The organism is Candidatus Campbellbacteria bacterium (assembly GCA_028817035.1).
Lineage (GTDB): Bacteria > Patescibacteriota > Minisyncoccia > Phycocordibacterales > JABAAK01 > JAPPQH01.
The window spans coordinates 1-22550 of the sequence record JAPPQH010000004.1 but is presented as its reverse complement, the minus strand read 5'-3'; the positions used below and the strand labels follow the sequence as shown (position 1 = coordinate 22550).

The 22550-nt window shown below is 39.4% G+C and carries 19 protein-coding genes and 1 tRNA gene; 5 read left to right on the top strand and 15 right to left on the bottom strand.

What is annotated here, in order from left to right:
• Positions 1–44: 44 nt before the first annotated feature.
• From OXU73_00395 to OXU73_00370, 6 genes are read right to left on the bottom strand one after another with little or no spacing between them, the layout of a single operon-like run.
• Positions 45–1844 carry a conjugal transfer protein TraC gene (locus OXU73_00395; protein MDD9867786.1) on the bottom strand — a complete coding sequence of 600 codons (1800 nt, stop codon included), beginning with the start codon at positions 1842–1844 and terminating at the stop codon, positions 45–47.
• Positions 1845–1852: 8 nt separating this feature from the next.
• Positions 1853–2458: a hypothetical protein gene (locus OXU73_00390; GenBank protein MDD9867785.1), complete on the bottom strand. Its 606-nt coding sequence runs from the start codon at positions 2456–2458 to the stop codon at positions 1853–1855.
• A 6-nt stretch (positions 2459–2464) separates the two neighbouring features.
• Positions 2465–2878, bottom strand: a complete 414-nt coding sequence (locus OXU73_00385) for a PrgI family protein (GenBank protein ID MDD9867784.1) — start codon at positions 2876–2878, stop codon at positions 2465–2467.
• Positions 2879–2926: 48 nt separating this feature from the next.
• Positions 2927–5308 (bottom strand): hypothetical protein, encoded by a 2382-nt coding sequence (locus tag OXU73_00380; protein MDD9867783.1) that lies wholly within the window; start codon positions 5306–5308, stop codon positions 2927–2929.
• A complete protein-coding gene (locus OXU73_00375) occupies positions 5301–7346 on the bottom strand; it encodes a hypothetical protein (protein ID MDD9867782.1) in 2046 nt (681 codons plus the stop codon). Before OXU73_00375 ends, OXU73_00380 begins: the two co-directional genes overlap by 8 nt.
• Positions 7347–7351: 5 nt before the next feature.
• Positions 7352–8155 (bottom strand): hypothetical protein, encoded by an 804-nt coding sequence (locus tag OXU73_00370; protein MDD9867781.1) that lies wholly within the window; start codon positions 8153–8155, stop codon positions 7352–7354.
• A gap of 52 nt (positions 8156–8207) precedes the next feature.
• Here OXU73_00370 and OXU73_00365 point away from each other — a divergent pair, with 52 nt between their 5' ends.
• Positions 8208–9413: a hypothetical protein gene (locus tag OXU73_00365; GenBank protein MDD9867780.1), complete on the top strand. Its 1206-nt coding sequence runs from the start codon at positions 8208–8210 to the stop codon at positions 9411–9413.
• Here the strand turns inward: OXU73_00365 and rsmA are convergent.
• A complete protein-coding gene (rsmA, locus tag OXU73_00360) occupies positions 9388–10149 on the bottom strand; it encodes a 16S rRNA (adenine(1518)-N(6)/adenine(1519)-N(6))-dimethyltransferase RsmA (GenBank protein MDD9867779.1) in 762 nt (253 codons plus the stop codon). The genes OXU73_00365 and rsmA overlap by 26 nt on opposite strands.
• Positions 10150–10151: 2 nt before the next feature.
• Positions 10152–12041 carry a UvrD-helicase domain-containing protein gene (locus OXU73_00355; protein ID MDD9867778.1) on the bottom strand — a complete coding sequence of 630 codons (1890 nt, stop codon included), beginning with the start codon at positions 12039–12041 and terminating at the stop codon, positions 10152–10154.
• Positions 12042–12181: 140 nt separating this feature from the next.
• On the opposite strand from OXU73_00355, the gene OXU73_00350 reads away from it, so the two are divergent.
• Entirely contained in the window at positions 12182–13249 is a 1068-nt protein-coding gene (locus OXU73_00350; GenBank protein MDD9867777.1) for a M23 family metallopeptidase, read from the top strand.
• A gap of 27 nt (positions 13250–13276) precedes the next feature.
• Here the strand turns inward: OXU73_00350 and OXU73_00345 are convergent, their stop codons facing one another.
• Genes OXU73_00345 through rpsO form a run of 6 tightly spaced genes read right to left on the bottom strand, consistent with a single transcriptional unit; the run spans position 13277 to position 19169 of the window.
• Positions 13277–14803 carry a YifB family Mg chelatase-like AAA ATPase gene (locus OXU73_00345; protein MDD9867776.1) on the bottom strand — a complete coding sequence of 509 codons (1527 nt, stop codon included), beginning with the start codon at positions 14801–14803 and terminating at the stop codon, positions 13277–13279.
• Positions 14804–14827: 24 nt separating this feature from the next.
• Entirely contained in the window at positions 14828–15196 is a 369-nt protein-coding gene (locus tag OXU73_00340) for a TraR/DksA C4-type zinc finger protein (protein MDD9867775.1), read from the bottom strand.
• Between the two features lie 24 nt (positions 15197–15220).
• Positions 15221–16234 carry a hypothetical protein gene (locus OXU73_00335; protein MDD9867774.1) on the bottom strand — a complete coding sequence of 338 codons (1014 nt, stop codon included), beginning with the start codon at positions 16232–16234 and terminating at the stop codon, positions 15221–15223.
• Positions 16197–18395 carry a polyribonucleotide nucleotidyltransferase gene (locus tag OXU73_00330; GenBank protein MDD9867773.1) on the bottom strand — a complete coding sequence of 733 codons (2199 nt, stop codon included), beginning with the start codon at positions 18393–18395 and terminating at the stop codon, positions 16197–16199. The genes OXU73_00335 and OXU73_00330 overlap by 38 nt, the downstream gene beginning before the upstream one ends.
• Positions 18396–18398: 3 nt before the next feature.
• Positions 18399–18902 carry an NYN domain-containing protein gene (locus OXU73_00325; GenBank protein ID MDD9867772.1) on the bottom strand — a complete coding sequence of 168 codons (504 nt, stop codon included), beginning with the start codon at positions 18900–18902 and terminating at the stop codon, positions 18399–18401.
• A gap of 15 nt (positions 18903–18917) precedes the next feature.
• Positions 18918–19169 carry a 30S ribosomal protein S15 gene (gene rpsO, locus OXU73_00320; GenBank protein ID MDD9867771.1) on the bottom strand — a complete coding sequence of 84 codons (252 nt, stop codon included), beginning with the start codon at positions 19167–19169 and terminating at the stop codon, positions 18918–18920.
• A 77-nt stretch (positions 19170–19246) separates the two neighbouring features.
• Between rpsO and OXU73_00315 the strand changes: the two genes are divergently transcribed.
• Complete coding sequence (locus tag OXU73_00315; GenBank protein ID MDD9867770.1) at positions 19247–20146, top strand: tyrosine-type recombinase/integrase; 900 nt, start codon at positions 19247–19249, stop codon at positions 20144–20146.
• A gap of 2 nt (positions 20147–20148) precedes the next feature.
• A complete protein-coding gene (locus tag OXU73_00310; protein ID MDD9867769.1) occupies positions 20149–20949 on the top strand; it encodes an exodeoxyribonuclease III in 801 nt (266 codons plus the stop codon).
• Here the strand turns inward: OXU73_00310 and OXU73_00305 are convergent.
• On the bottom strand, positions 20946–22448 hold the full coding sequence (locus OXU73_00305; protein ID MDD9867768.1) for a CCA tRNA nucleotidyltransferase: 1503 nt from the start codon (positions 22446–22448) through the stop codon (positions 20946–20948). The genes OXU73_00310 and OXU73_00305 overlap by 4 nt on opposite strands.
• A 28-nt stretch (positions 22449–22476) precedes the next feature.
• On the opposite strand from OXU73_00305, the gene OXU73_00300 reads away from it, so the two are divergent.
• Positions 22477–22549, top strand: a tRNA-Arg gene (locus OXU73_00300).
• Position 22550: the final 1 nt, after the last annotated feature.

Here is a 22550-nt window from a genome sequence, read left to right as displayed (position 1 = left end):
AATACCATTATATAGAACAAAAGCAGAACAATAGATAATTATTCCTAAATTATCTTGCTTTCCCCACCCTCATTGTTTAATTCGTCCTGCCCCCGCTTTATTGATAGAATCTGCGAAGGATCTGAGGTTATTATTTGATGCTCTGTATATGAAGATATTATCTTAATCGCTGCCCGTTTCAGCCCAGCTATAAATATTCCTTCACCCACATTTGCCTGCAATAAAAGAAATTTTTCAGCCTCTGTCAGATTAAATGTCTCTTGAACAACATCAATAGACGCGGTTGATTGTCTCAACAACAACTGAAGAGAAGAGTTTGTGAGTATTGGTCCACCATACTTAGAACCCAAAAAGTCCTCAACATCTTGAGTTATTGTGGCGACACCAAGATAATACTTCCTTCCCCTTTTAACAAGTCCGTATAAAAATGATGCAGTATCTTCTGATTTCATCATAACCCACGCCTCATCAACAACCAAAAGCCGTCTTTTCAACTCCCTTCTTATGCTGTTCCATATATACCGTGTAACAATATACATCGCTGCTGGTTTAAGGTCGTCTTCCATATCTCTTATGGAGAAAACAATCATCTTTCTATTTATATCTACATTTGTCGGCTGATTTATAAACCTTGACCAACTTCCGCGAGTGTATTTAGCAAGTCGTTGAACCAACCCCTCTGCGCCATCCATTCCGGCAAGAACTAATTCAAGGTCAGAGATGAGTGGCGGTGATATTTTTGAGAAGTCAGATTTTGGAGTTATATCTTTAAGCGCATATGTTTCAGTAATTGCTTGATCAAGAATCGCATCCTCTTCTGCAGAAAGTCCGCCAAGCATTATCTTAAACAACCCCAAAAGGTTTATTATGTTTGCACGCAAAATGTCTGATGGTCTTTCATCTGGCAAAACAGCAGGCAGATCAAAAGGATTGATGTGGTGCTCTGAGTTAAGAGAAATATTAAAATATCTTCCATCAACCGCTTTTGCAAGATATTCAAATTCCCTTTCAGGATCTATAACAATCACATCAACACCAACCATAAGCGAACGCAAAATTTCTAATTTCATTGCGTATGATTTACCACCACCTGACTTTGCAAATGTAACAGAGTTGTAGTTTGGAAGTGAAAACCTATCAAAAAGAATCAGAGAAGAGTTGTGTCTGTTTATCCCAAACAAAATCCCGTCATCGTGTGAGAGGTTGGATGAAACAAAAGGAAAGAAACTTGATAATGGCTCTGAATTAAGTTTTGTATGTATTGAAAGAAGATCGTCTCCGACAGGAATCATACTTTTGAAACCCTGCTCCTGTTGGAAGGTTGCTGGCTTTATGTATATTATCCTTGATTCAAGGAAGGACTCTATCTCACTGCTTGACCTATCAAGATCTTCTTCAGTTTTTCCATATACCGTTATATACAACCCCGCATCAAACAACCGCTCCTGTGCCTGCTGGAGCAGTGTCCTCAAACGCTCAAGATCCTGATAAGCAGTGTCTAATTTTGGGTCGCGGATAAGCCCCTTTGTCTCTCGTTCTAATATCTGGCTTTGGACCTCAGCGACCTTCCTTCTGAATTTTCTAAGCGCTTTTTCTGTATCAATGGGGTGTATAAACAGGGAAATATCAAACTCTTTATCAAGGTTAATTATCGGAGCGAACCAGTTTTCACTCAAAAAACTGGGATACGATATTACAAAAAATGTCCTTGCAAGTCGCCTACCCAAAGACACACTCCTTGAAGCTATCTTTAGCGCAGGAGGAGCAACCAAATCAACAATTCCCAACGCCTTATTCTCGTAAAATTTTTCAGGAACTCCGTATTTTAATTCTTCGTTTGCCATACTATATATTAAGAACCATAAGGATTAAGTGTCTGGTAAATAAGGTCTATGAGCGCCTCTTGCCCCAACTGAACCGTTTTCAATCCTATTCTGGAAAGACTCTGCCTCACCACCTCCACCCTCTGCTCAAGCTGAGCGTGGTTTTCTTGAGAAATAGAAGCCTCAGACTTTTTCTTTTTTGGAGAGGAGAAAAAAGGAAGAGAGAACCCAGAACTCTTTTTAGTTACCAAAGGTTTGTAAGTAACTACTATAAAAAAGTTTTTTGACATTATGTCCGTCTTTTTTGTGAATTCTTGTATAAATTTTATATACTCCTGTGTCTGAAGTTGTAGAAGTGTATTTTTCTGCTCCTTTCTTATACCCTTCAACTTTTGTATGTATGGTGCAATGTTTTCTCTGCGCGACTGGATGAGTATCTGCACACTGAAACCAAGCGAGTTTAACATATTTTGAAATTCAAAAAGAATAGCCGCTCTCTCATCTTGCGACTTCAAAGCAAAGTTTATAGAATTCACAAGAACAATACCGACAAGCGTGCCGTCTTTTCTTATTATTATGTTATCTGTTATTTCCTTTATAGGAACAAAATTTTTTGAAGGAGCAGTTGTTGGCATAAGCAATTATTTATCATCCACAATATCTGTATCCAGTTGAGTTGTCATATTTGTAAATTTGATAGAACCGACCTTTCTATTATCAAATTTCTTAGGGGCTTTCAGTTTTTGAATCAAAACTTCATTTACATCTTCTTCACCCCCTCCCCTGTGCCACGAATAGAATTTTTTAGATATGTAATAATAAAAACCAGATTCTATGATGAATATAAACGGGCGACCGTTGTATTTCACAAAACCAAGAAGAACACCCAAAAGAACAAACGGAGATGTCGCCAGTATCCCCCAGACCAATCCAAGAAAAGACACACCCAAAAATATCATTGCCGCTGAACCAGCAACATAAACCAGTTGCTTAAAGGTAAGAACACCCGCAACCTTATCTTCAACTTCAAGAAATTGAGGAACCTTAAACTGCATAGTATCTAATTAAATTATATCACGCATTAAACCACCCTTTAATCATCCTTATTTCTTATTCCTTTTGGCTACCCTGTCTTGCAATTTTGTTAATTCATGCCAGTCTCGACTACCAAAACGGATCTTTCCAGCATTAAGATCTTTCATGAGCTCTGCGAGACGCTTATCTTCTGCTTTTTCTATTGCTCTCTTTGCTTTTCTGTTTCTCACTGCTTGGGGAATATTGGGGATGGGTTGTTTTAGACCCTCGACTACAGGCACATTAAGTTTCTCTATAACTTCTTTTCCAACATCGCCAACCACCTCTGTAGTTTTCTCAACCCCCTTTCCAACGCGCCCAACTCCCTTTCCGGCAAGCTCAACTCCCTTTCCAGCAACCTTCCCTGTCTTTCCAGCAGCTATCAAGGCACCACCAACAGCCCCTCCAACAACACCAGCACCAAGAACCTTTCTACCAAGAGACTCCGTTAGGCCTCCAACACCACTAACACCCTTTCCGGTGAGACCAATCCCCTTTCCAGCGAGACCAATGCTCTTTCCAACGCCCTTTCCAGCAACATTGGCACCCTTTCCAGCAAGACCAAGAGTTCCTCCTCCAACACTGCTAATAGCACTTCCAGCAAGACCCCTAAGTTTGCCACCTGCTGCCTTCAAAGGAGTAGCGAGAGCATTTGCCAAGCCTGAGTCTATATTCTCCACTATTTTCTTTTTCGCTATTATGAAAAATCCCAAACCAAGCGCAATAGTCAACATCATTGATGTAATGGCTTTAAAATAATCAATAGGACTCAATACATTGTTTGTAGTATCTCGAGCAGCAGCTGTGCACGCTTGCGCAACATCGCTGCCAGTTGTCCCCATTATTTTTATTGAAATTATCATAACCAAAAACAACATCGGAACGATAAATGCGTTAGCTATAATCTTTTTCCACCAATCTGCCGCAAAATCTCTAAGTTTGGGAATAAACCATATAAACCCAACAGGCGACGCTATGGCAAGTACTATAAGATAAATCCCCCTTACCAAAAAATGGAATCCCACATAAACAAACATAGTAGCAAGAAGAACATAAAGAGCGAAGATTATTATTGAACCCAACATAAACTCAAGAGCATTTGCCAAGTTAAGCCCATCATTGTTTGAATCGTTTAATCTTCCTGCAACACAGGTTTCAATTTTACCAATACCACTTGTTGTATATATTTTTCCTGCCACACTTTGTGTATTAGAAGAAGAGCCTTCTGGTGTAGCAGAAGAACTGCCTGGCGTATTAGAAGGGGGGCTGTTGGCTTCCGCAAAAGTGAATGATTGGAGAGAGTTAATAAAAAGGTTTGATGTCCCAATCATCACATCTTTTGCAAAAAACAAACTGAAGTTGATTAAGGTCGCCGCTATGAGCAGTTGAACAAGTTTTCCAGTATTCCCAAAAGAAGTTATCCTCAAAATCATACTTATACCAATCGCGACCAAAGAGAAAACAAGAACAAGGTTTATCAAATTTCTAAAGATTATCCATATAGATTCTATGCCAATTTTTTCCATGAGCACTGTCAAACCTGTGACAAACTGCTCTATAATAGAATGGAAAAAAGCCATACTGATAATCAAGACAAATTGCCCCACCAAAAGAAAGAATACAGACAAACCATACATAAAAAAACGCAACACACATTCAGGATTAAGCAGGTCTTTTATAGCACTCGCTGCATTACCTGTAACTGCATCTACCACACCACCTCCACCACCTCCACCACCTCCACCATTACACTTAATATTTTCTGCATTTTTAAAAATTTGATTACTACCACCCAAATCATTCAAAATTCCCTCAACATTCAATAAATCCTCTTCGTTATTATTAAATGTCTGAGTGCCAACGTCTTGTGCTGCTGCACTATTTGCTTGGTATTGTGTGTTTGCTTCCTGTCTCGCAGATTCATCATCTCCTGCCCTTTCCAATGCTTCATCCCTTAGTTCTACATTCCTTACATTAAATCTATTTTGCAACTCATTTAATACTTGGTCGTTTACTGCATCAGGCGCAGGATCTTGATCTCGCAACCTTGTTAATTCTCTCTCCCATGCTCGTAAGTTGCCTTCAGCTTCCCTATTATATTGTTCCCTTATTCTTTGTCTCGCAGATTCATCACCTCCTGCCCTTTCCAACGCTTCATCCCTTATTCTCACTCTTTCTTGCAATTCCAATTGATATATTTGACCCAAAACCGCCTCTCTGCGTGCACTTGATTCATCCCCTCGTCCTTGGTTATAAATATTACTCGCTCTTTCGCCCAAATAACTTCCCACTAATCCAACAAAAGGATTAAAAGCCTCAGCAGTTTGTCTCCCCCCAATATCAAAAAACGGACTCACCACAAGCAAAACTCCTACAAGAACAAATGATATGTAAAAACCAGATTTATTCATACAAAGCTTGATGTTCATCTCTTTTACCTAAACCAGCAGAATAAGAGTGCACATTGATAGAATTGGTTGCAGTGCCGAAAAGACCATGAGACCATGTCCTCCGCATATTTTGGCTGTTTATATTTGTAATACTTGGTTCTTCTATTTCAAATTTATTCAAAATTCTTATAAAGTTTGGATCTTCAACATATTGTGTTATGAAGCGACTATAATTGTCCTTGTGTGAAACACGATTACAAGTTTCTATATCTTTATCGCCCTCACATGCCTCCCAAGCATATTCCTGTATTCCTAATAAAACCCGATTCGTGCTGTCAACAAGGGTTGCGACATCTTGCCTTGAATTGTATCTTTGAGAATCACTTACCACCTCTGCGGCATTTTCTGCATTTAGTCCGTTAAGTTTTTCTTCTACTTCTGTTAAAGAAGTTTCTACCACAACCAAAGTTCTTCTCATCCACTTTATATAGGGCTTGAAAATATCTCTTGCTGTTCCAGGATAATTATCCAGTGCATTTGTTCTTACCTCACGGTCAACATCTGCTTGTTCTTCTTCGCTTAAAAATCTTTTCATACTATCAACAGATGCCTTCAATCCATCTTTCAGTCTATCCGCCACGCCACTAACTTCGCTTGGGCTATTAGCTCTACCCAAACCAGCAATCACCTGCTGAAAACCGCTATAGAATTTACCCTCTCTATCGTTTCCAGTCGGACCAACGGCATATGTGAGTATTTCCTTCGCATCCATAAGGTAAAATCGCTCTATTTGCAGTATTCTTTGGGCTCTTGTTAGGGTGTCCTCGCCAACCCCCAAGCCGGCTGCCCCCAACTCAGGGCGGTCCTGTCCGCTCTCCAAAAGTGCGGCAACCTCTTGTTCCAACTGTTGCCTCTCTCTTTCTTCTTCTGTAAGTGTTTCCTCTGGTTCTGGGGTTGCATCTCTGCTTGGATATGACCTTCTTTTCTTTGAGAAAGAATTTTTTGCTCTTGCTACTGCGTGAGAAATCAAAGCATTTATTCCAGAAACAGCAAGTGCTTCTACATCTATATCGTAAAGCTCTTCTCTTTGTGCTTGTTCTTCTCCTTGCACTGTGTCGCCCACCCTTTCCGCAGCTTTACGAGGGACACAATATCTTGCAGCAAGTATTCTCAGTTGTCTATCTGTTTCATCTTTGATCTCTCTAAACTCTTCTTGTGTTATTACTGTTCCTGTTCCTTCTCTCTCTTTCTTTTTTAATATCTTTTCTCTTGCTCGGCTTTCTGCTTGGGCTATGTTGCGATCAAAACATCCTTCATCATATTCTGCTCCCCATCCATCTTTTGTGAATTCTCCTCTGATCCTGGCATATAGTTCTTCTGTGTCTTTGATAAGATCAAGGAATTGTAGTTTTGCATAAAAACGAACGAACAACGGATTGTTGCCTCTTTCGTATGTAACATGGACAAGGTCTTCCCAGTTATCTATAACTCCTACTTCAAAGTCCTCTATGTTTTCTGATATGTCGTCAAGGGTGCATTGAAGTTCTGGTCTGTCACCAAGGATGGTTCTCAACTCAAGAGCTATGTCTATTTGGATTGGCTTACATAAAAACCTAACCAGTTCATTTCCCCTTGTGAACAACTCATCAATCGCATAATCCTCTAAATTATCAAAAAACACATCTGGATCTTCAAGAAAAAGTGGCTTACCCTGGAATCCACCTTCTATCCAGTCATACAGACCTTGTTGAATTGTTCCAATAAAGGCTCTCTTAACCGTTTGCCATCCAACATTTAAGGCACAATCCAATGTATCTTTCGCAATGCTTCCATAATCTACAGTAGGAACCCCAATGCTCGTAAAAGACCCGAGAATGCTACTGCCCAACTGTGTAAGACCTGCAGTAATCGTATTACTACAACTTTCACCCTGTGCCTCACTCACAGATAAACTCACCGCTCTTGTGCTAATTTCATTGTGCCTTATTTCAATTGGCGTTCCCAAAACCAAAACAAAACAACAAATAACAAGCAAAACTTTTTGAAAAGTTTTTTGCATTATTATTATGGTAGCACGGCATCAAGTTCAGTTAATATAATTTGCAAGTTTTCATGTATAAAAATATAACTGAGTATGACAAAGAAACTGTCATTTTGAATTGAACCAGCATCTTCTTTCTCAATTTCTCTTATATACGCTATATGTGAAATAAATTCAGAGTAATCTTTTTCAACATTTCGCGGTGTGGGTGCGCCCTCAAACTTTGTGATGGAGGCGTCCAACTCTTTTACGACATCTTTTTTAGTTGGTGCTTCGCCGAGCAAGATAAGACCCTCTCCCAGATTCATCAAAAAAGTTTTTCTTGTTTCGGGAGTGTCGTCAACGAGTGTGAGTTCTGGCTGATATATTTTTCTTGAGATATCAAACACCCTTGCGGTGAAGTCCTCCGTAATCTCTTCCCTTTTTTCACCTGTCAAAGTGTTGCTTAACTGTGCGTTTATGAATTCATTTCCATAATTTATAATCGCCTCATCAAAATAACTTTTAGTTCCTGTTTTTTCAATAACTATTTCTCTGTTTCTTTCCAAAATTTCTTCAGGTGTGTTGAATTTTTTTGGGTCTGTATCAAGGATTTGCTCCAACCAGTTTTCATAACCATCGCCATCATCATCCCTTAATGCTTCGCTTCTGTCCCCTATGCCACCTTTTAATATAGCGGGAACGGGAACAGAATTATCTTTACCAACTGTTTTCCTTGTTGTGTAAAAGACACCTGACAACACAACAATCGCTATTAAAAGAAAAATTATAAAATGATGACGCATATTTTTATTTGGAATAAAAGAAACAAAAGATTCTTCACCCAATATATATTAATTATACACTCATATATCCCCATTAGGTGCTATCATATTATTAATGGTTACAGAAATTGTAAGTGCGGTTATAGTTGTGGCGCTTGTGGGGACAGCGTTATTTGCTGGCTTTGGTGGCGGTGATGATGTTGATATGGATGAAAATTTTGGTGCTCGCACAGAGCAAACACAAAGTGTTGATGATAACGGAGAAGAGGATCAGATATATCCACTTCCTGCTTCTTTCTTTGAAGACACAACTCCGTTTTCTTTTGTTAATGACTACAGCGACAATGGCGGTGATAGAGAGCAAGGTTCTGTTATTGGCGGAGGTGTTTCACGACAAGTAGAACAAAGAGAGAAAGAAAAACTTTCCATAGTTGCACCTTTCACAAGTTCAACAACTCCAGTAGTAACAACTTCACGATCAACCCCAACAACAACCCTTACCAATCAATTTGAAAATCTTTTGAGAACAGAAGGGACTGGCTCGCCTGCTGCAAATTTTAAGCAGACCCGAACAACGATAAGACCGCCATCCACTTCAAACATACAGACCATACCCTCAACTGCGGAGGTAAATGTGGATAATTTGCCACCTGAAAAATACCCAATTGACTACCAAAAACCTATATTTGATATTATAAATGAGGCGTATGGGGATGCCTCAGGGGCATTGGGAAGGCTTAATGACTTATATGATTCTGACAATAAACCATCCACAACAGAGGTGTTGGATACTTCTGGGGGGCTCGCTAATGTGTATGAGTCAGTGGCTAAACAAATTGAAGGAGCAACAGCAGGAGGAACAGTAGAAGACAGACAGGAACTCTCCGGTCTTTTCCGTGGTTTGTCATCAGCTTTAAGAACAAACAACGGTGGAGCAGCAGATGCAAGAAGAATTAATGCCGCATCACAGGCAATTGTTGACAGAATTGTTGGTGGTGATACATCTGCCGGCGGGTCGGGTGCGGCATTAGCTTTTGCTTTACTTGGTCAACTGCTGAGACCATTTGGGGGAACTGTTAGTGGTGTCTTTCCCGCTTGTGTAAACGGAACATACTTTGATGTAATACGTTCAACAGAAGTATATCCATTTATTTTGAAGACAAGAGTTTCATTACTGCCTTTGTTCCAACCTCCTGTTCCTGCACAAAAAGCATTGGGGACAATAATCCCGATACCATTCGCTTGTTTAGTTCCTTGTCCTGCTGGTTTGTGTCCTGTCTTGTGGGGTTTCTTCCCTATACACGGATCAAGTCTAAAGTAGTTTCTTCCCAACGGCTGTAAGATATGTCTTCTGCTCTTATATCTTTTGGAAGATTGTGTTTCAAAATTATTTTTTCAAGCGCTTTTTTCATACTCTCGTCCGAAATGTTTGAAAGAACCTTTTTTCTTTTGTGTGAGAATGCTTGTTTTATGAGTTTAAAAAACTTTTCTGAAAACTCTTTATCTTGCTTTTTTATTGAAGAGATTAAGAGTATTGCGGACATTACTTTTGGTTCGGGGGTAAACGCACTTTTGTCTACTGTTTCAATAAAAGAAGCATTCCCATAATGTTCAACAGAAAGAGAAAGCAAACTGCTCTTCTTTTTGTCTACAATTCTTTTTGCAACTTCTTCCTGTATCAGTATCGCTATTGATTTGGGTTGATTGTCTGCTGATAAACTGCGTCTTAAAAAAATTCCTGTTAGATAATACGGAATGTTTCCTATTATGTGAAAACTTTTTTGTGGGAGCTTGGTGTGTTTTATGTCGCCTTCCAAAACAACCAAATCTCCCCGTGCTATTTCTTTTCTGAATTTTTTATTAAGATGACCGACCATTTTTTTATCTTTCTCAACAGCCATTGTTTTGAAGCCGTTTTTAATAAGCATCTCGGTCAAAAACCCCTTGCCCCCACCAACTTCAAGCACGGTATCTCCGCTTTTTGCATGTGACGAAGAGATGAGTTTCTCCGCTACATCTGTAGAATTCAGGAAATGTTGCCCTAAAAATGCTCCCATAATCAAAAAATTATCACTTCTCCGCCTTCTTCCTGTATTTTACATAGGTTTTTGGGGATATCATTCAGAAAAGATGATGGCGTTGAGATTGTTCGCTTCCCAAACAGCATCCTGTTTATAGCCGATGAAAGAAAGAGTTTTTGCTTTGCCCTTGTGAAAGCGACATAACAAAGCCGTCTTTCCTCCTCTTTTTCATTCAGACTGTCTTCCCCTCTTTCATAAGGAAACAGCCCTTCTTCAAGCCCACACACAAGAACAACAGGAAATTCAAGCCCTTTTGCTGAGTGTATAGTCATAAGAGTGACAGAATCTTTATCCTTTTTTATGTCTAAAGTGTCCTGTTCGCTACCCAAATCTGCGTTTTCAAGGAACATCTGCGCCTTTTTCTCGGCAGATTCCCCCTTGTAATCTTCTGCAAATGATACCAATTCCCCTATATTTTGTATGCGCTCGGCACTGTCAATGTATGTATTTTTTAGGTATTCTTCAAATTTTAGGCGATCTTTCATATAAAACAGCATTTCGGATAGGTTGTGATTTTTGCCGTATTTCCTAAAATCCTTTATCTCTTCAAAAAACTTGTTCACGGCACTTTGTTTTCTGAGAGGTAGCTCGGCAATCTTTCCATCCAATATCATTTTCAGACTTTGCTTGCCCAAAGATCTTTTGGGTCTGTTTATTATTCTTGCAAGATCTGTGTTGCGCTCCGTGATAAAACAAAAACGAAGATAAGCAAGCAGGTCTTTTATCTCTGCTCTATCAAAAAATTTTGTTCCCAAAACAGTGTATGGTATTTTGTTTTTTATCATTGCCTCTTCAAGTGCGCGTGATTGGAAGTTAAATCTATAAAGTATCGCTATATCACTTTTCTTTGTTCCCTCATTAATGAGTGAGAGTATGTTCTGCGCAACCGCTTCTGCCTCCTTTTTCTCGTTTTCTGCGACTGTTATTGTTATCTGTTCTCCCTCCTTGTTTTTTGTTGTTAGTGTCTGGTCTTTTCTCAGTTTATTCTTCTTTATCACCGCTTGTGCTGCGTTTAGGATACATTTTGTTGATCTGTAGTTTTCTTCAAGTGAAACAGTTTTAACCGGTGAATATACTTCTGGAAAGTTAAGCATAAACGATATGTCCGAGCCGCGCCATGAGTATATTGTCTGATCCATATCTCCAACTGCATACAGATTTGTTTTTTTGCCTTTGAAAAGAGAAATAAAATTGTTTTGTAGTGCGTCTGTGTCTTGAAACTCATCTATGAGTATGTGTTTTAATTTATCTGTGTAAATCTTTCTTATGTCTTTTTTAGTTTCTAACAGTTTTGTTGATTTTGCTATTAGGTCGTCAAAATCAAGTGACTTTTCTTTTTTTAATATTGACTCATACTCACCCCACAAGTTTCTAAAACTTTCTTTTGAAATTCCTGAAGGGGAAGCTCCGTCCCACGACTCATAAGTTTCACCTCCTCTTTTATAAAGTGAGATTGTGTTTTGTATAAGGGATGCAGAAATATGTTCCTGTCCCATATCTTTCATTGCCTTCTTAATATATTTTTTACCTTCCTCTTTGTCTGCTATTGAAAATGTTTTTGGTATCCCTATTTTCTCTCCGTGTGTTCTCAACAACTTAACTCCAAGAGAGTGGAATGTTCCAACGAACCACGGCAGGTTGAAACGACCAACTTCTTTACTTATTCTCTCCAACATTTCTCTTGCCGCTTTGTTTGTAAAGGTTAGTGCGACTATACTTTCTTTATCTTCTCCGCTCTCTATCAAATTTATTATTTTTGATGTTATGACTCTGGTCTTCCCAGTCCCCGCTCCAGCCAAAATCAATAGGGATTGAGAATTGTCAAAAACCGCTTGTTTTTGGGCTTTATTTAGCTTTGGTATGGGCATGGTTGAAAAATTTGTTGCACAAACTGTTATCTTGTATATAATAGAGAGGGTATAGGCAAGGCATGTGATTGCCTTGTTTTATATTGTAAGTCATTAAAGACATTTTAATCAAGAAAGAGAATAGACGAACAAACAAGAATATGGAAGAAACTTCTTCACAACTTAGTGATTCATCCCCCAAACGCAGATATTTAGAGCGATCATTGCTTTGCCTTTTTGCATTGGTGTGTATCGCTTTTTTCAATAATGATGTTGTTGGTGATTCTGCTTATGGTGAGCGACCCAATGATGATAATCCGTATGTGCTCATCGCATCCAACGGACCTTTTCTTAAAGAAGAAACAAAAACTTTTAATGTTGAAACAAACGGAGTTTTGGTTGCCGTTGCATCTCACTATTTAGACGAAGACAACAGCAGGTGTGGTCGTCCCAATCCAAACAACATAAGGACATACATAGTCCAGAAGGGTGACACACTTTCTGAAATAGCAGAAGCGTTTTGTGTTTCAGAGCACACAATCGCATGGCAGAACAATATCCGTTATGCATCAGATATAAAAGTTGGAGGAGAATTGATTATCTTACCAGTAACTGGTGTTTTGCATGAAGTAAAAGAAAGCGACACAATTGAATCTATATCAAAGAAGTATGATGCAGATGTAAATGAAGTAAAACTTTTCAACGGTATAAAAAGCGAAAAGGATCTTGTGGTAGGTAATGAAATAGTTATACCCGATGGCGAAAGAAATGATGTAATAGTATATAGAGATGGCAGGTTCAACAGAACAAGGGTTCGTGGTAATTATGGACCTAATTTTGATAACTTCTTTATTGCCCCTATTCAAGGAGGAGAAATAACGCAGACACTACACGGATACAACGCAGTTGATTTTGATGCACCATACGGCTATCCTATTCGCGCTGCAATGGCAGGTAAGGTTATAGTGGTTAAAAATTACGGATGGAACGGTGGTTATGGAAAATACATTGTATTACAACACGAGAACAACACACAGACGCTATACTCTCACCAATCAAGGAATGTAGTTGAAAAAGGACAAGTTGTGTCACAGGGTCAAGTAATAGGATATGTTGGAAATACCGGAAAGCACATAAAACTTGGTGGAGACGGATCTCACCTTCACTTTGAAGTTCGTGGTGCTAAAAATCCTTTCAGAAACTGTCCTTTGTATACAGTTTGCGAGTAATACAGCGTTGCGCTTGTATTGAGGTGATTAAAAAGCCTGCTTTTTGTATTGTAGAGCTTCGTATATATGCTCTTCCTTCACATTCTCACTTCCTTCAATATCTGCTATAGTTCGCGACAATTTTATGAGTCGGTGGTATGACCGCGGAGAAAGCCCTAATTTTGTTGATGCCTTGTTAAGTATCTCCCTCACACTTGGCGTAAGTGTTACATAATCATCTATGTTCCTTGCTGACAGGTCGGCATTTTTTGTCACATCTGTTTCTTTTTCAAATCTCTTTCTTTGTGTTTCCCTTGCCTGCATCACCTGCTCTCTCGCTTTTTGGCTTTCTTTATATTCACCCTCCTTTCTTCTTTCAGAAAGAGAATCACAATCAACTGCATCAACTCTCAACCACATATCTATACGGTCAACTATAGGACCAGAAATTTTTTTACGATACAGTGCTTCTGACCTCGCATCTATTCTTATGTCTTCATCTGAACCCGACCTGCTTGGGTTCATTGCTATCACAACGATGCAATCAGCAGGAAAAACAACAGCGCTTTTTGCTCTTGCTATTCTTATCCTCTTTTCTTCAAGTGGTTCGCGAAGTGATTCAATAACTCTTCTATCAAACTCAGGAAACTCATCTAAAAATAAAACTCCTTTGTGGGCGAAAGAAATCTCTCCTGGGGACGGTGTTGTTCCACCTCCAACCACTGCGGTATATGATGATGTGTGGTGTGGTGCACGAAACGGTGGTTCTAAAATTATCTTTCCGTCTTGCAGAAGACCCGCTATGGAGTAAAGCGAGGTTACCTCAGTAATTTCTCTGTTTGTAAGTGGTGGCAATATGCTTATCAACGATCTTGCAAGCAATGTCTTTCCCGTTCCAGGTGGTCCATAAAAAGCAATGTTGTGTCCGCCTGCAGCAGAGATTATAAGACCGCGCTTTGCGTTCCCCTGCCCTTTTATATCTTCAAAGATAACTGAAAAGTCATCATAAACAGGAACCTCTATGTTTGTAGGTGAAACAGGGCTGAGAGGGATATTATTTTCTTCTGAGAAATGATTTATTATGTCTTTTAAAGTTTCTACCGCATATATCTTTATTCCATGGACAAGTGCCCCTTCCTTTGCGTTCCCCTTTGGTATAAAAACCTCCTTAAAACCCTTTTTCTTTGCGTGTTCAACGAGTGGCAATATCCCCTTAACAGGATAAAGAGATCCATTTAAAGATAATTCTCCGATAAAAACTTTATCTTTTACATCAAACTCAATCTCTTTCGCAACCAGCAAATATGAAAGAGCAATTGGCAGATCAAAAAGAGGCCCTTCTTTCTTTATGTCTGCAGGAGCAAGCGAAACAACAATCTTCTTGTTGCTCCCTTTTGGCGATTTAAAGCCAGAATGTTTTATTGCAGATGAAACCCTTTCCTTTGATTCTTCAATGGCTTTGTCTGGAAGCCCGATAATTGTGAAAGAGTGTATACCTCGTGATATATCAGATTCAACGGAAACTATTTGTGCATCAAGTCCTGCGGTTTGTGCGCTTTTAACATTCGCTGTCATGTTCTCTCTTAATTTTCTTTTAGTTTATATATTGTGTTCCCTGTGTGCCTTGCAGGTTCTTGCTGCGGGATTTGCTTCCAACCTATCCCTCTCAATCTCCTCTCCCGATATTTCACAAAGACCATACTTGCCCTCTTTTATCTTTTGGAGAGCGAGCTTAACATTGAAGAGCCGCGCACTTAATTCACTGGTTATCGCCTGTCTGTCTATGAAACTCTCTTCTTTGTGTGCCATGTCTTCTGGTTCTGTGATATTTACATCATCTTGTGGTGGCGCAGGAATCCAAGGTCCGCCATCTGATTTTTTTATTGATATTTCACCCAACTCTCCTTCAAGTATCTTTTTCTCTGCTTCAAGCTTCTTTTTGAGATATTTTATATCGTCTTTATTCATTGTAAAAAAAGTATAGCATAAATTTTACCTAATCACACTTTGAGACCTGATTCTGTTAGCCGCTCTTATAAAGGACTTTTCGCCCCCTGCTATAAGCAGAGTTTTCCTATCAACAAAAGAATATATCAAAATATACTCCCCGCCTTCATTTATGACAGCCCTCGCATCTGTATTTTGTATAAGAACATCTTCAAACATAGAATTTGTCAGAGTGTTTTGTCGCGAAGAATCTCTTAAAGGGGTTTCGGTTATATTAAAAATACCTCTTAGGTTTTCAAAGAGAGTGCCCTCCCACTTAAACATTTCTGAAACTGCGTTCTCAAAAAACAATACTGGAAAAACAAGAATTGGTTCGCTTGGTTTTTCCACTAAAAAGCCAAAAAAGAATTCTTCTGCAACCTGTCTTGGAAATCCAGACGGAGGCGCAATGTCAACTGCTTTCATAAATGTTATCAAATCAACCGCCTCATCAACAAAGTCTTCCTCAGTTCCTGTGCGATTAACTGGTCTGATTTCCACAAAAATTGATGCGCTGTAATTTCCTGCCAATACTTTTTGTATTTGTGAGATTAAATTATCATTTTCAACATTAATCGGCAAAGGAATTGTTTGTTCTGCATATAGCAAGTTGTATTCTTCCTCTTCCTCCTCGCGATTATCAGAAACATCCCCTACTGAATTTTTACTATAAAAACCCCAACCCCAGATGCCGACACCAATTAAACCAACTATCAAAAGAAACGCAGTAAAATACTTTATCATTCTTATTGAACTATCCTCATTTTGTTGAAGCCCAAACTGAAATTTTCCATCGTTTAATGGTATTCTCACATCTTTCTTTAACAAACCCCTTCTTGTGTCTTTAATTTCTGCACCCTCATCTTTTTTTGCCCTTGCCGCATCATCCTTGATGGTATGCATGGCTTTTGTGTAGCCAAGATGTTTCAGATGGGATCTCTGTTTCTCATCCCCGTCTTTGTGCGGCACTGGCGTATGGCTGTTATTTTCTTTGGTATTTTTTTCTTCGTTCATTTCCATAGTTCTTTTTCTGTCTTAATGCAGGTGGGCGTGTCTGCACTTTTGGCAAATTCTCTAATTTTTCAGCAAAAAACTTAGGATCTCTGTCTTTTATTGATAAGGAAATTTTGTTATTTTCTTTTATCTCTTTGATTACAACCGGAACGATATCTCTCACGGACACCAATTTACCTGGAGAATCAATCCTCTCAGGTGCGAATTCGGACACATGAACAAGACCTTCAGCCTCTGCTCCTATGCTCACAAACGCGCCAAAATCAGTAACACTTACAACCTCGCCATCAAACTCTTCACCTTCTTTATATTCATGTGTGATGCTCTCTATCTTTTGAGATGCTTTTTCTGTTGCTTCTTTTGTTCCTGATATAAAAATTGTTCCGTCATCCTCAACATCAATAGTGTCAGCAAGGGATGATTCTTTTATTGCTTTTATCGTCTTGCCACCTGATCCAATAACTTTACCTATCAAGTCGGGATTTATTTTGAGTGATTTTATGTGTGGCGCATCTTTTGATAATTCCGTGCGTGGCTTTGGTATCTCCTCGTGTATCACATCTATTATCTTCTCTCTCGCAATTCTCGCTTTATCAATTGTTTCTGTTAACACTTTAATAGAAACAGAATCCACTTTCACATCCATTTGTATGGCAGTTATTCCAACCTTACTTCCTGCAACTTTCAAATCCATATCGCCATAATGGTCTTCGGGTCCTTGTATGTCTGTCAAAATGCAATAATCATCTTTATAATTCATGAGTCCCATCGCAATGCCGGCAACAGTTGATTTTATCGGAACGCCACCGTCCATCAGAGCAAGGGTGCTCGCACACACAGAACCCATAGAAGTAGAGCCGTTGGAAGCCATACACTCTGAGACCAACCTTATCGTGTATGGAAAAATTTCTTTGTCTGGTATTATTGGACGAAGCGCTTTTTCTGCAAGTGCGCCGTGACCTATTGCACGGCGATTAGTTCCGCCAAACCTTCCTGTTTCACCCGTTGAGTATGGAGGAAAATTATAGTGATGGATAAAATGTTTTGTTGTGTCTTGATCCTCTATCGTATCCAAAAGAAGACCATCCCCAGGAGAGCCAAGTGTCAAAGCTGTTAGGACATGTGTTCCCCCTCTGTAAAAAATTCCAGTTCCGTGTATCGCTTCTGCAAAACCTCCGGCTTTTGCAAAAAGTGGGCGAATAGAATCCATATCTCGTCCATCAACCCTCTTTTTGTTGACTACTGCTTCTTTATGCACAATCTCATCAACTGCATCAGAAAAACATCTTTCTGCAAACTTTAATTCGTCTGCCGACAACCTGTCTTCAGCTACCTGCATCCACTCACTCTCTGCTTTTCCAATACCCTCTTTTCCCTGCGAACCAAAGATGGTGTCTTTAATTTTCGCACCCATCGTTTCGTTAAACAATGCCGAAACACTTTGCGGTGTTGTCTGAAGAGGAAAATGCGCCTTCCCCATTTTTTCTTTATTTATAACCTCTTTTTGGAATGCCTGTAGTTTCTTTATCTCCTCAAACGCTATATTCAGTCCATCATAAACATCTTTTTCTTCAACCTCTTCCGCCTCAAGTTCAATCATATTAATTCCTTCCTCAACTCCACAAGCCAACATCTCACAGTCATAATAACTGTCGTTTAATTTATATTCTGGATTTGTCTCCCACTCATCACCTCTATTTTTTCTCGCTATCCGAGAAGCAGACACCGGTCCTCTCCAAGGTATAGCAGATGTTCCAAGCGCGAGAGACGCACCAAGAACTCCAAGCACATCAGGGTTGGCAGTTCCAATACCAAGAACTGTTACAACCACTTGCACTTCATTTCTTATTGAATCATCAAACAAAGGTCTTATCGTCCTATCAACAATACGACCATTAAGTATCGCTTGATCTGAAGGTCGGTTTTCCCTTCGCATGAAACGGCTGCCCAGAATTGCGCCTATGGAATAATACCTCTCTATGTACTCAACACTGAGAGGAAAGTAATCTGTATCTTTTATGTTCTCTGAAGCAGTTACCGTTACAAGAACAACAGTTCCGTTTTTTCTTACAAGAACAGAACTCCACGCTTGATCGGCGAGATCATTAAATGAAACAACTATTTCCCCATCCTTTTCTTTATGGGTGTAGGTTCTCTCTGTCTTCATAATTTACCCCAACAAAAAGTCCTTGGGAGATTCCGATAAATCAGTAAATAAATCAACGGATTCTCTAAGTCGAGATGAACAGGATTGTCCGAAGGTAACAACTTCAACCTGACAACCAAGCATCTTAAGATAATAAACAGCAGCAACAAAGTCTCCGTCGCCTGTTACAAGAACGACAACATCAAGCTTTGGTGCGAGGGTTATGGAATCAACTGCGATGCCGACATCCCAGTCTGCTTTCTTTACACCACCAGGAAATACCTGTAGGTCTTTCGCTTTTGCTTCCACTCCCATTTTGGATAATGCTTCCACAAACATAGTCTCATCACCTGCCTCTGTTGTTATGACATAAGCAATTGCTCTTATAAGGCGTCGCTTTGCAAGAGCAACCTTAACTACTTTGCTAAAATCAACTTTTTTATTGTAAAGGTTTCTCGCGCTGTGATAAAGATTTTGTGTGTCTATGAAAATTCCAACCCTTTGATCAGGGTGTTGAATAATACTCATAATCAATTTATTTAATTAGTTCAATTCGAGCTTTTTTACAAGAGCTCTATATCTATCTTTATTTTTCTTTTGTAAATAACGCAAATGTTTTCTTCTTTCCGAAACCAATCTCAAAAGTCCCCTTCGAGCAGGTACATCCTTTTTATTTTTTTTCAGATGATTTGCTATCTCATCAATCCTCTCTGTAATAAATAAAACCTGAGCCTCAGGAGACCCTGTATCTTTTTCATGAAGACCGACTTTTCTTGGTTTTGTCTTTGTTAACATATGCGTATGCTGGGATTATACACTAAAAATAAGCATTTTGAAACCACCTATTTATTTTGCGACATTATCATAATATTATGAAGATAAAAGACATATTAAGGCAATTTCTGGAATATCTTGAAGTGGAGAAAGGTCGGCAGGTGAAAACTGTTGAGAATTACCAGCGATATCTTGAGCGCTTTTTTGAGCATACAAAAATTGATACAGTTGAAAAAATAGATGAAGAAAGCGTACGGCAATACCGACTCTGGCTCAACAGACAGAAAACACACGAAGGTTCTGTAAAGACCAACACACAAAACTACCACCTCATCGCGCTCAGGATGTTCTTGAAATACTGCAGAGCAAGAGGCATCAAAACACTCTCCCCTGATGCAATCCCACTTGCAAAAATAGCAATGAGAGATCTTGATCTGATAACAATAGATGAACTGAAAAGATTGCTTTCATCATCAGACGGCAAGACAATAAAAGATTTAAGAAACAAAGCAATCTTGGAAACACTTTTCTCAACAGGGCTTCGTGTTTCTGAACTCTGTTCCCTACCTCGCTACATAGACCTAACAAGAGATGATGTAGTGGTCAGAGGAAAGGGAGACAAAGTGAGAGTTGTCTTTTTGTCCAAGTCAGCAAAAGAAGCAATAAAAAATTATCTTAACGCAAGACAAGACACCGACGAAGCGCTGTTTATAAACCACTCAGCGAAAAAAGGAGAAACACTTCGCATAACAACTCGCTCCGTAGAAAGAATTGTAGAACGATTGGCGAGAGAAGTCGGAATATCAAAAAAGGTTACCCCACACATCCTTCGTCATAGTTTTGCAACCGACCTTTTATACAACGGAGCAGATATTCGCTCCGTTCAGGAACTTTTGGGGCACTCAAATATATCAACAACACAGATTTACACACACATAACGAACAAACAGCTTGGAGAAGTCCATAAAAAGTTTCATAATAACAAAAAAGAACGATAATTATGAAAATATTTTCTTGGAATGTAAATGGAATTCGCGCAGTTGCTCGCAAGGGCTCTCTGGAAGAATTTATTAACAAATGCAAACCAGATGTTGCGCTATTTCAGGAGATAAAAGGAAAACCAGAACAGTTTGACGAGAATCTTCTCAGTGAAAACAGTTTCAGAAAATATTTTCATCCTGCAGAAAAAGCAGGGTACTCTGGTGTCTCCGTTTGGATTTCTCAAAAGTATGCAGACAAAATAGGAGAAATAAAAAAAGGAATACCAACACTAAATGACAAAGAGGGTCGCATAATCTGTGCGGAAATTGAAGACCTCTCTATTTTTTCTGTATATGTCCCCAATGGTGGTAAATCCGAAGAAGCGTTTGCTCACAAACTGGAATTTTTTAGCAAATTCAGAGAGCACCTAATAAAGTGTAAAAAAAATGGGAGAAAAATAATTGTCGGCGGCGACTTCAATGTAGCAAGAACAGAAATTGACCTCGCACAACCAGAAAAAAATGAAAACAATGTTTGCTACAGAAAATCTGTAAGAGAAAAAATGGAAACCTTTTTGTCCGAAGAATTTATAGACACTTTCAGAGAAAAATACCCAAACAAAAAAGAGGCATACACATATTGGGACAACTTTGACTTCTCCCTTCCGCGAGGAACAAAACCTCGCGAGGTAAATCGTGGGTGGCGACTTGACTATATGATAGTAGACACCGACACGCACAAAACCACAAAAAACCCCGACATACACTCAGAAATAATGGGCTCTGACCACTGCCCTGTTTCCATAGAGATGAGCGATTAATCAACAAATCGCTTTTTTCTTATGGACTGTATTATCTTTGCATCCTCTTCCTCCATTTTCTCTTTTCCGCTCATACCCAGTTTCGCTAACTCATCAGCGGGCAATTTCAAAAGTTCCTTTGCCCTATTTATCAAATATTCCTCTGTGTTTTTGCCTGTGTCATCAAGCGCTTCTTCTAAAAGTGCATGCAGGACAAAACCAATCTTAGGACCCGGCTTTTCTCCAAGTTTCATTATGTCGTTCCCACTTATTTTCAGCATTGAAACAGAAATGGGATCGCGCATAACCTCATCAATCATTGCCATAAATTTACGAAGACGATAGGGTTGCTCTTTTGGTCTGCCCGTTCCGATACGATCACAAATTCTTAATTTAATAAGATCCCAAATTTTATCCTCGCCCACCCTTGCGACAAGTCGCCTCACCGCAGAGTGCGTCACCTGTTCGGTGTCTGAAAAAAACATATGCCAACGGACAAGCGTTCTGACATCCTGAACGACCTCTCTTGGATATCTCAAATCCTCTGCTATATCTTTCGCCAACTTTGCACCAAGAACCTCGTGACTATGAAAAGTCCAATCATTCTTTTCTTTTGAAAACTCCCTTGTGTGTGGTTTTGCTATATCATGCAAAAGCGAAGAAAGACGAATTATAAAAGGATAACTTTTATCAGCAGAATGCTGAAGAGTCCTCAAATTGTGTTCAAAGACATCATACTTATGCGCTTGGTTCTGGTCGCACCCTATCCCCCTCTTAAGATCAGGGATGATGTGAGTCAAAAGACCAGTATCGTTTAGCATCAAAAGACCACGCATTGGCTGGTCAGACATAAGTATTTTTGTGAACTCATCCCGCACCCTCTCTTTTGATATTTTGACTATCTCTTTTGCGTTTTTAACTATCGCCTTCTCTACTGAGGAATCTATCTTAAAACCAGTTTCAACCGCAATCCGAATGGCGCGTAGCATGCGAAGTAAATCTTCAGAAATCCTTTCCTCCGCATCTCCGACAGCGCGGATGGTTGATTGCGCTATATCGCCAATCCCACCTGAAGGATCTACAAACTCATTTTTATTCATTTCATAAGCAATGGCGTTGATGGTAAAATCGCGCCGAGAAAGATCTTCCTCAACACTTTTGCAGTATTTCACAGAGTCGGGATGGCGCTTGTTTGAGTATATGTCATCACATCTAAAAGTTGTTACCTCAACGACCTTTGTCACCCCATCTTTTTCATGAGTAACACCAATCATTCCATATTTATTATTGCAAAAAGTTCTTGGAAAAATTTTCTCAATCTCATCTGGCAAAGCATTAGTCGCAACATCCCAATCCTTCGGAGATTTATTCAGCAAAAGATCTCTTATACAACCCCCCACGATATATGCCTCAAATCCCTTTTCTTTTATCGCATCTATCGTATCAGCAACCTCCTCGGGAATTTGGGGCGCCTTGTTGAATATATTTTTTTTGTCTGTTTTGTTGTTATCGTGTATCATAACCTATTATAAATTATAAAACAGAAAAGCGCCTGTAGCTCAACGGATAGAGCACCTGGCTTCGGACCAGGGGGTTGTGGGTTCGAATCCTGCCAGGCGCAC

Coding starts and splice junctions, on each gene's coding strand:
- OXU73_00355 (MDD9867778.1), bottom strand. CDS start 12,041: ATGCCCATACCAAAGCTAAATAAAGCCCAAAAACAAGCGGTTTTTGAC.
- OXU73_00390 (MDD9867785.1), bottom strand. CDS start 2,458: ATGCCAACAACTGCTCCTTCAAAAAATTTTGTTCCTATAAAGGAAATA.
- OXU73_00365 (MDD9867780.1), top strand. CDS start 8,208: ATGGTTACAGAAATTGTAAGTGCGGTTATAGTTGTGGCGCTTGTGGGG.
- OXU73_00325 (MDD9867772.1), bottom strand. CDS start 18,902: ATGAGTATTATTCAACACCCTGATCAAAGGGTTGGAATTTTCATAGAC.
- OXU73_00380 (MDD9867783.1), bottom strand. CDS start 5,308: ATGAATAAATCTGGTTTTTACATATCATTTGTTCTTGTAGGAGTTTTG.
- OXU73_00305 (MDD9867768.1), bottom strand. CDS start 22,448: ATGATACACGATAACAACAAAACAGACAAAAAAAATATATTCAACAAG.
- OXU73_00385 (MDD9867784.1), bottom strand. CDS start 2,878: ATGCAGTTTAAGGTTCCTCAATTTCTTGAAGTTGAAGATAAGGTTGCG.
- OXU73_00375 (MDD9867782.1), bottom strand. CDS start 7,346: ATGCAAAAAACTTTTCAAAAAGTTTTGCTTGTTATTTGTTGTTTTGTT.
- OXU73_00310 (MDD9867769.1), top strand. CDS start 20,149: ATGAAAATATTTTCTTGGAATGTAAATGGAATTCGCGCAGTTGCTCGC.
- OXU73_00340 (MDD9867775.1), bottom strand. CDS start 15,196: ATGAATAAAGACGATATAAAATATCTCAAAAAGAAGCTTGAAGCAGAG.
- rsmA (MDD9867779.1), bottom strand. CDS start 10,149: ATGGGAGCATTTTTAGGGCAACATTTCCTGAATTCTACAGATGTAGCG.
- OXU73_00315 (MDD9867770.1), top strand. CDS start 19,247: ATGAAGATAAAAGACATATTAAGGCAATTTCTGGAATATCTTGAAGTG.
- OXU73_00335 (MDD9867774.1), bottom strand. CDS start 16,234: ATGGAAATGAACGAAGAAAAAAATACCAAAGAAAATAACAGCCATACG.
- OXU73_00395 (MDD9867786.1), bottom strand. CDS start 1,844: ATGGCAAACGAAGAATTAAAATACGGAGTTCCTGAAAAATTTTACGAG.
- rpsO (MDD9867771.1), bottom strand. CDS start 19,169: ATGTTAACAAAGACAAAACCAAGAAAAGTCGGTCTTCATGAAAAAGAT.
- OXU73_00330 (MDD9867773.1), bottom strand. CDS start 18,395: ATGAAGACAGAGAGAACCTACACCCATAAAGAAAAGGATGGGGAAATA.
- OXU73_00350 (MDD9867777.1), top strand. CDS start 12,182: ATGGAAGAAACTTCTTCACAACTTAGTGATTCATCCCCCAAACGCAGA.
- OXU73_00345 (MDD9867776.1), bottom strand. CDS start 14,803: ATGACAGCGAATGTTAAAAGCGCACAAACCGCAGGACTTGATGCACAA.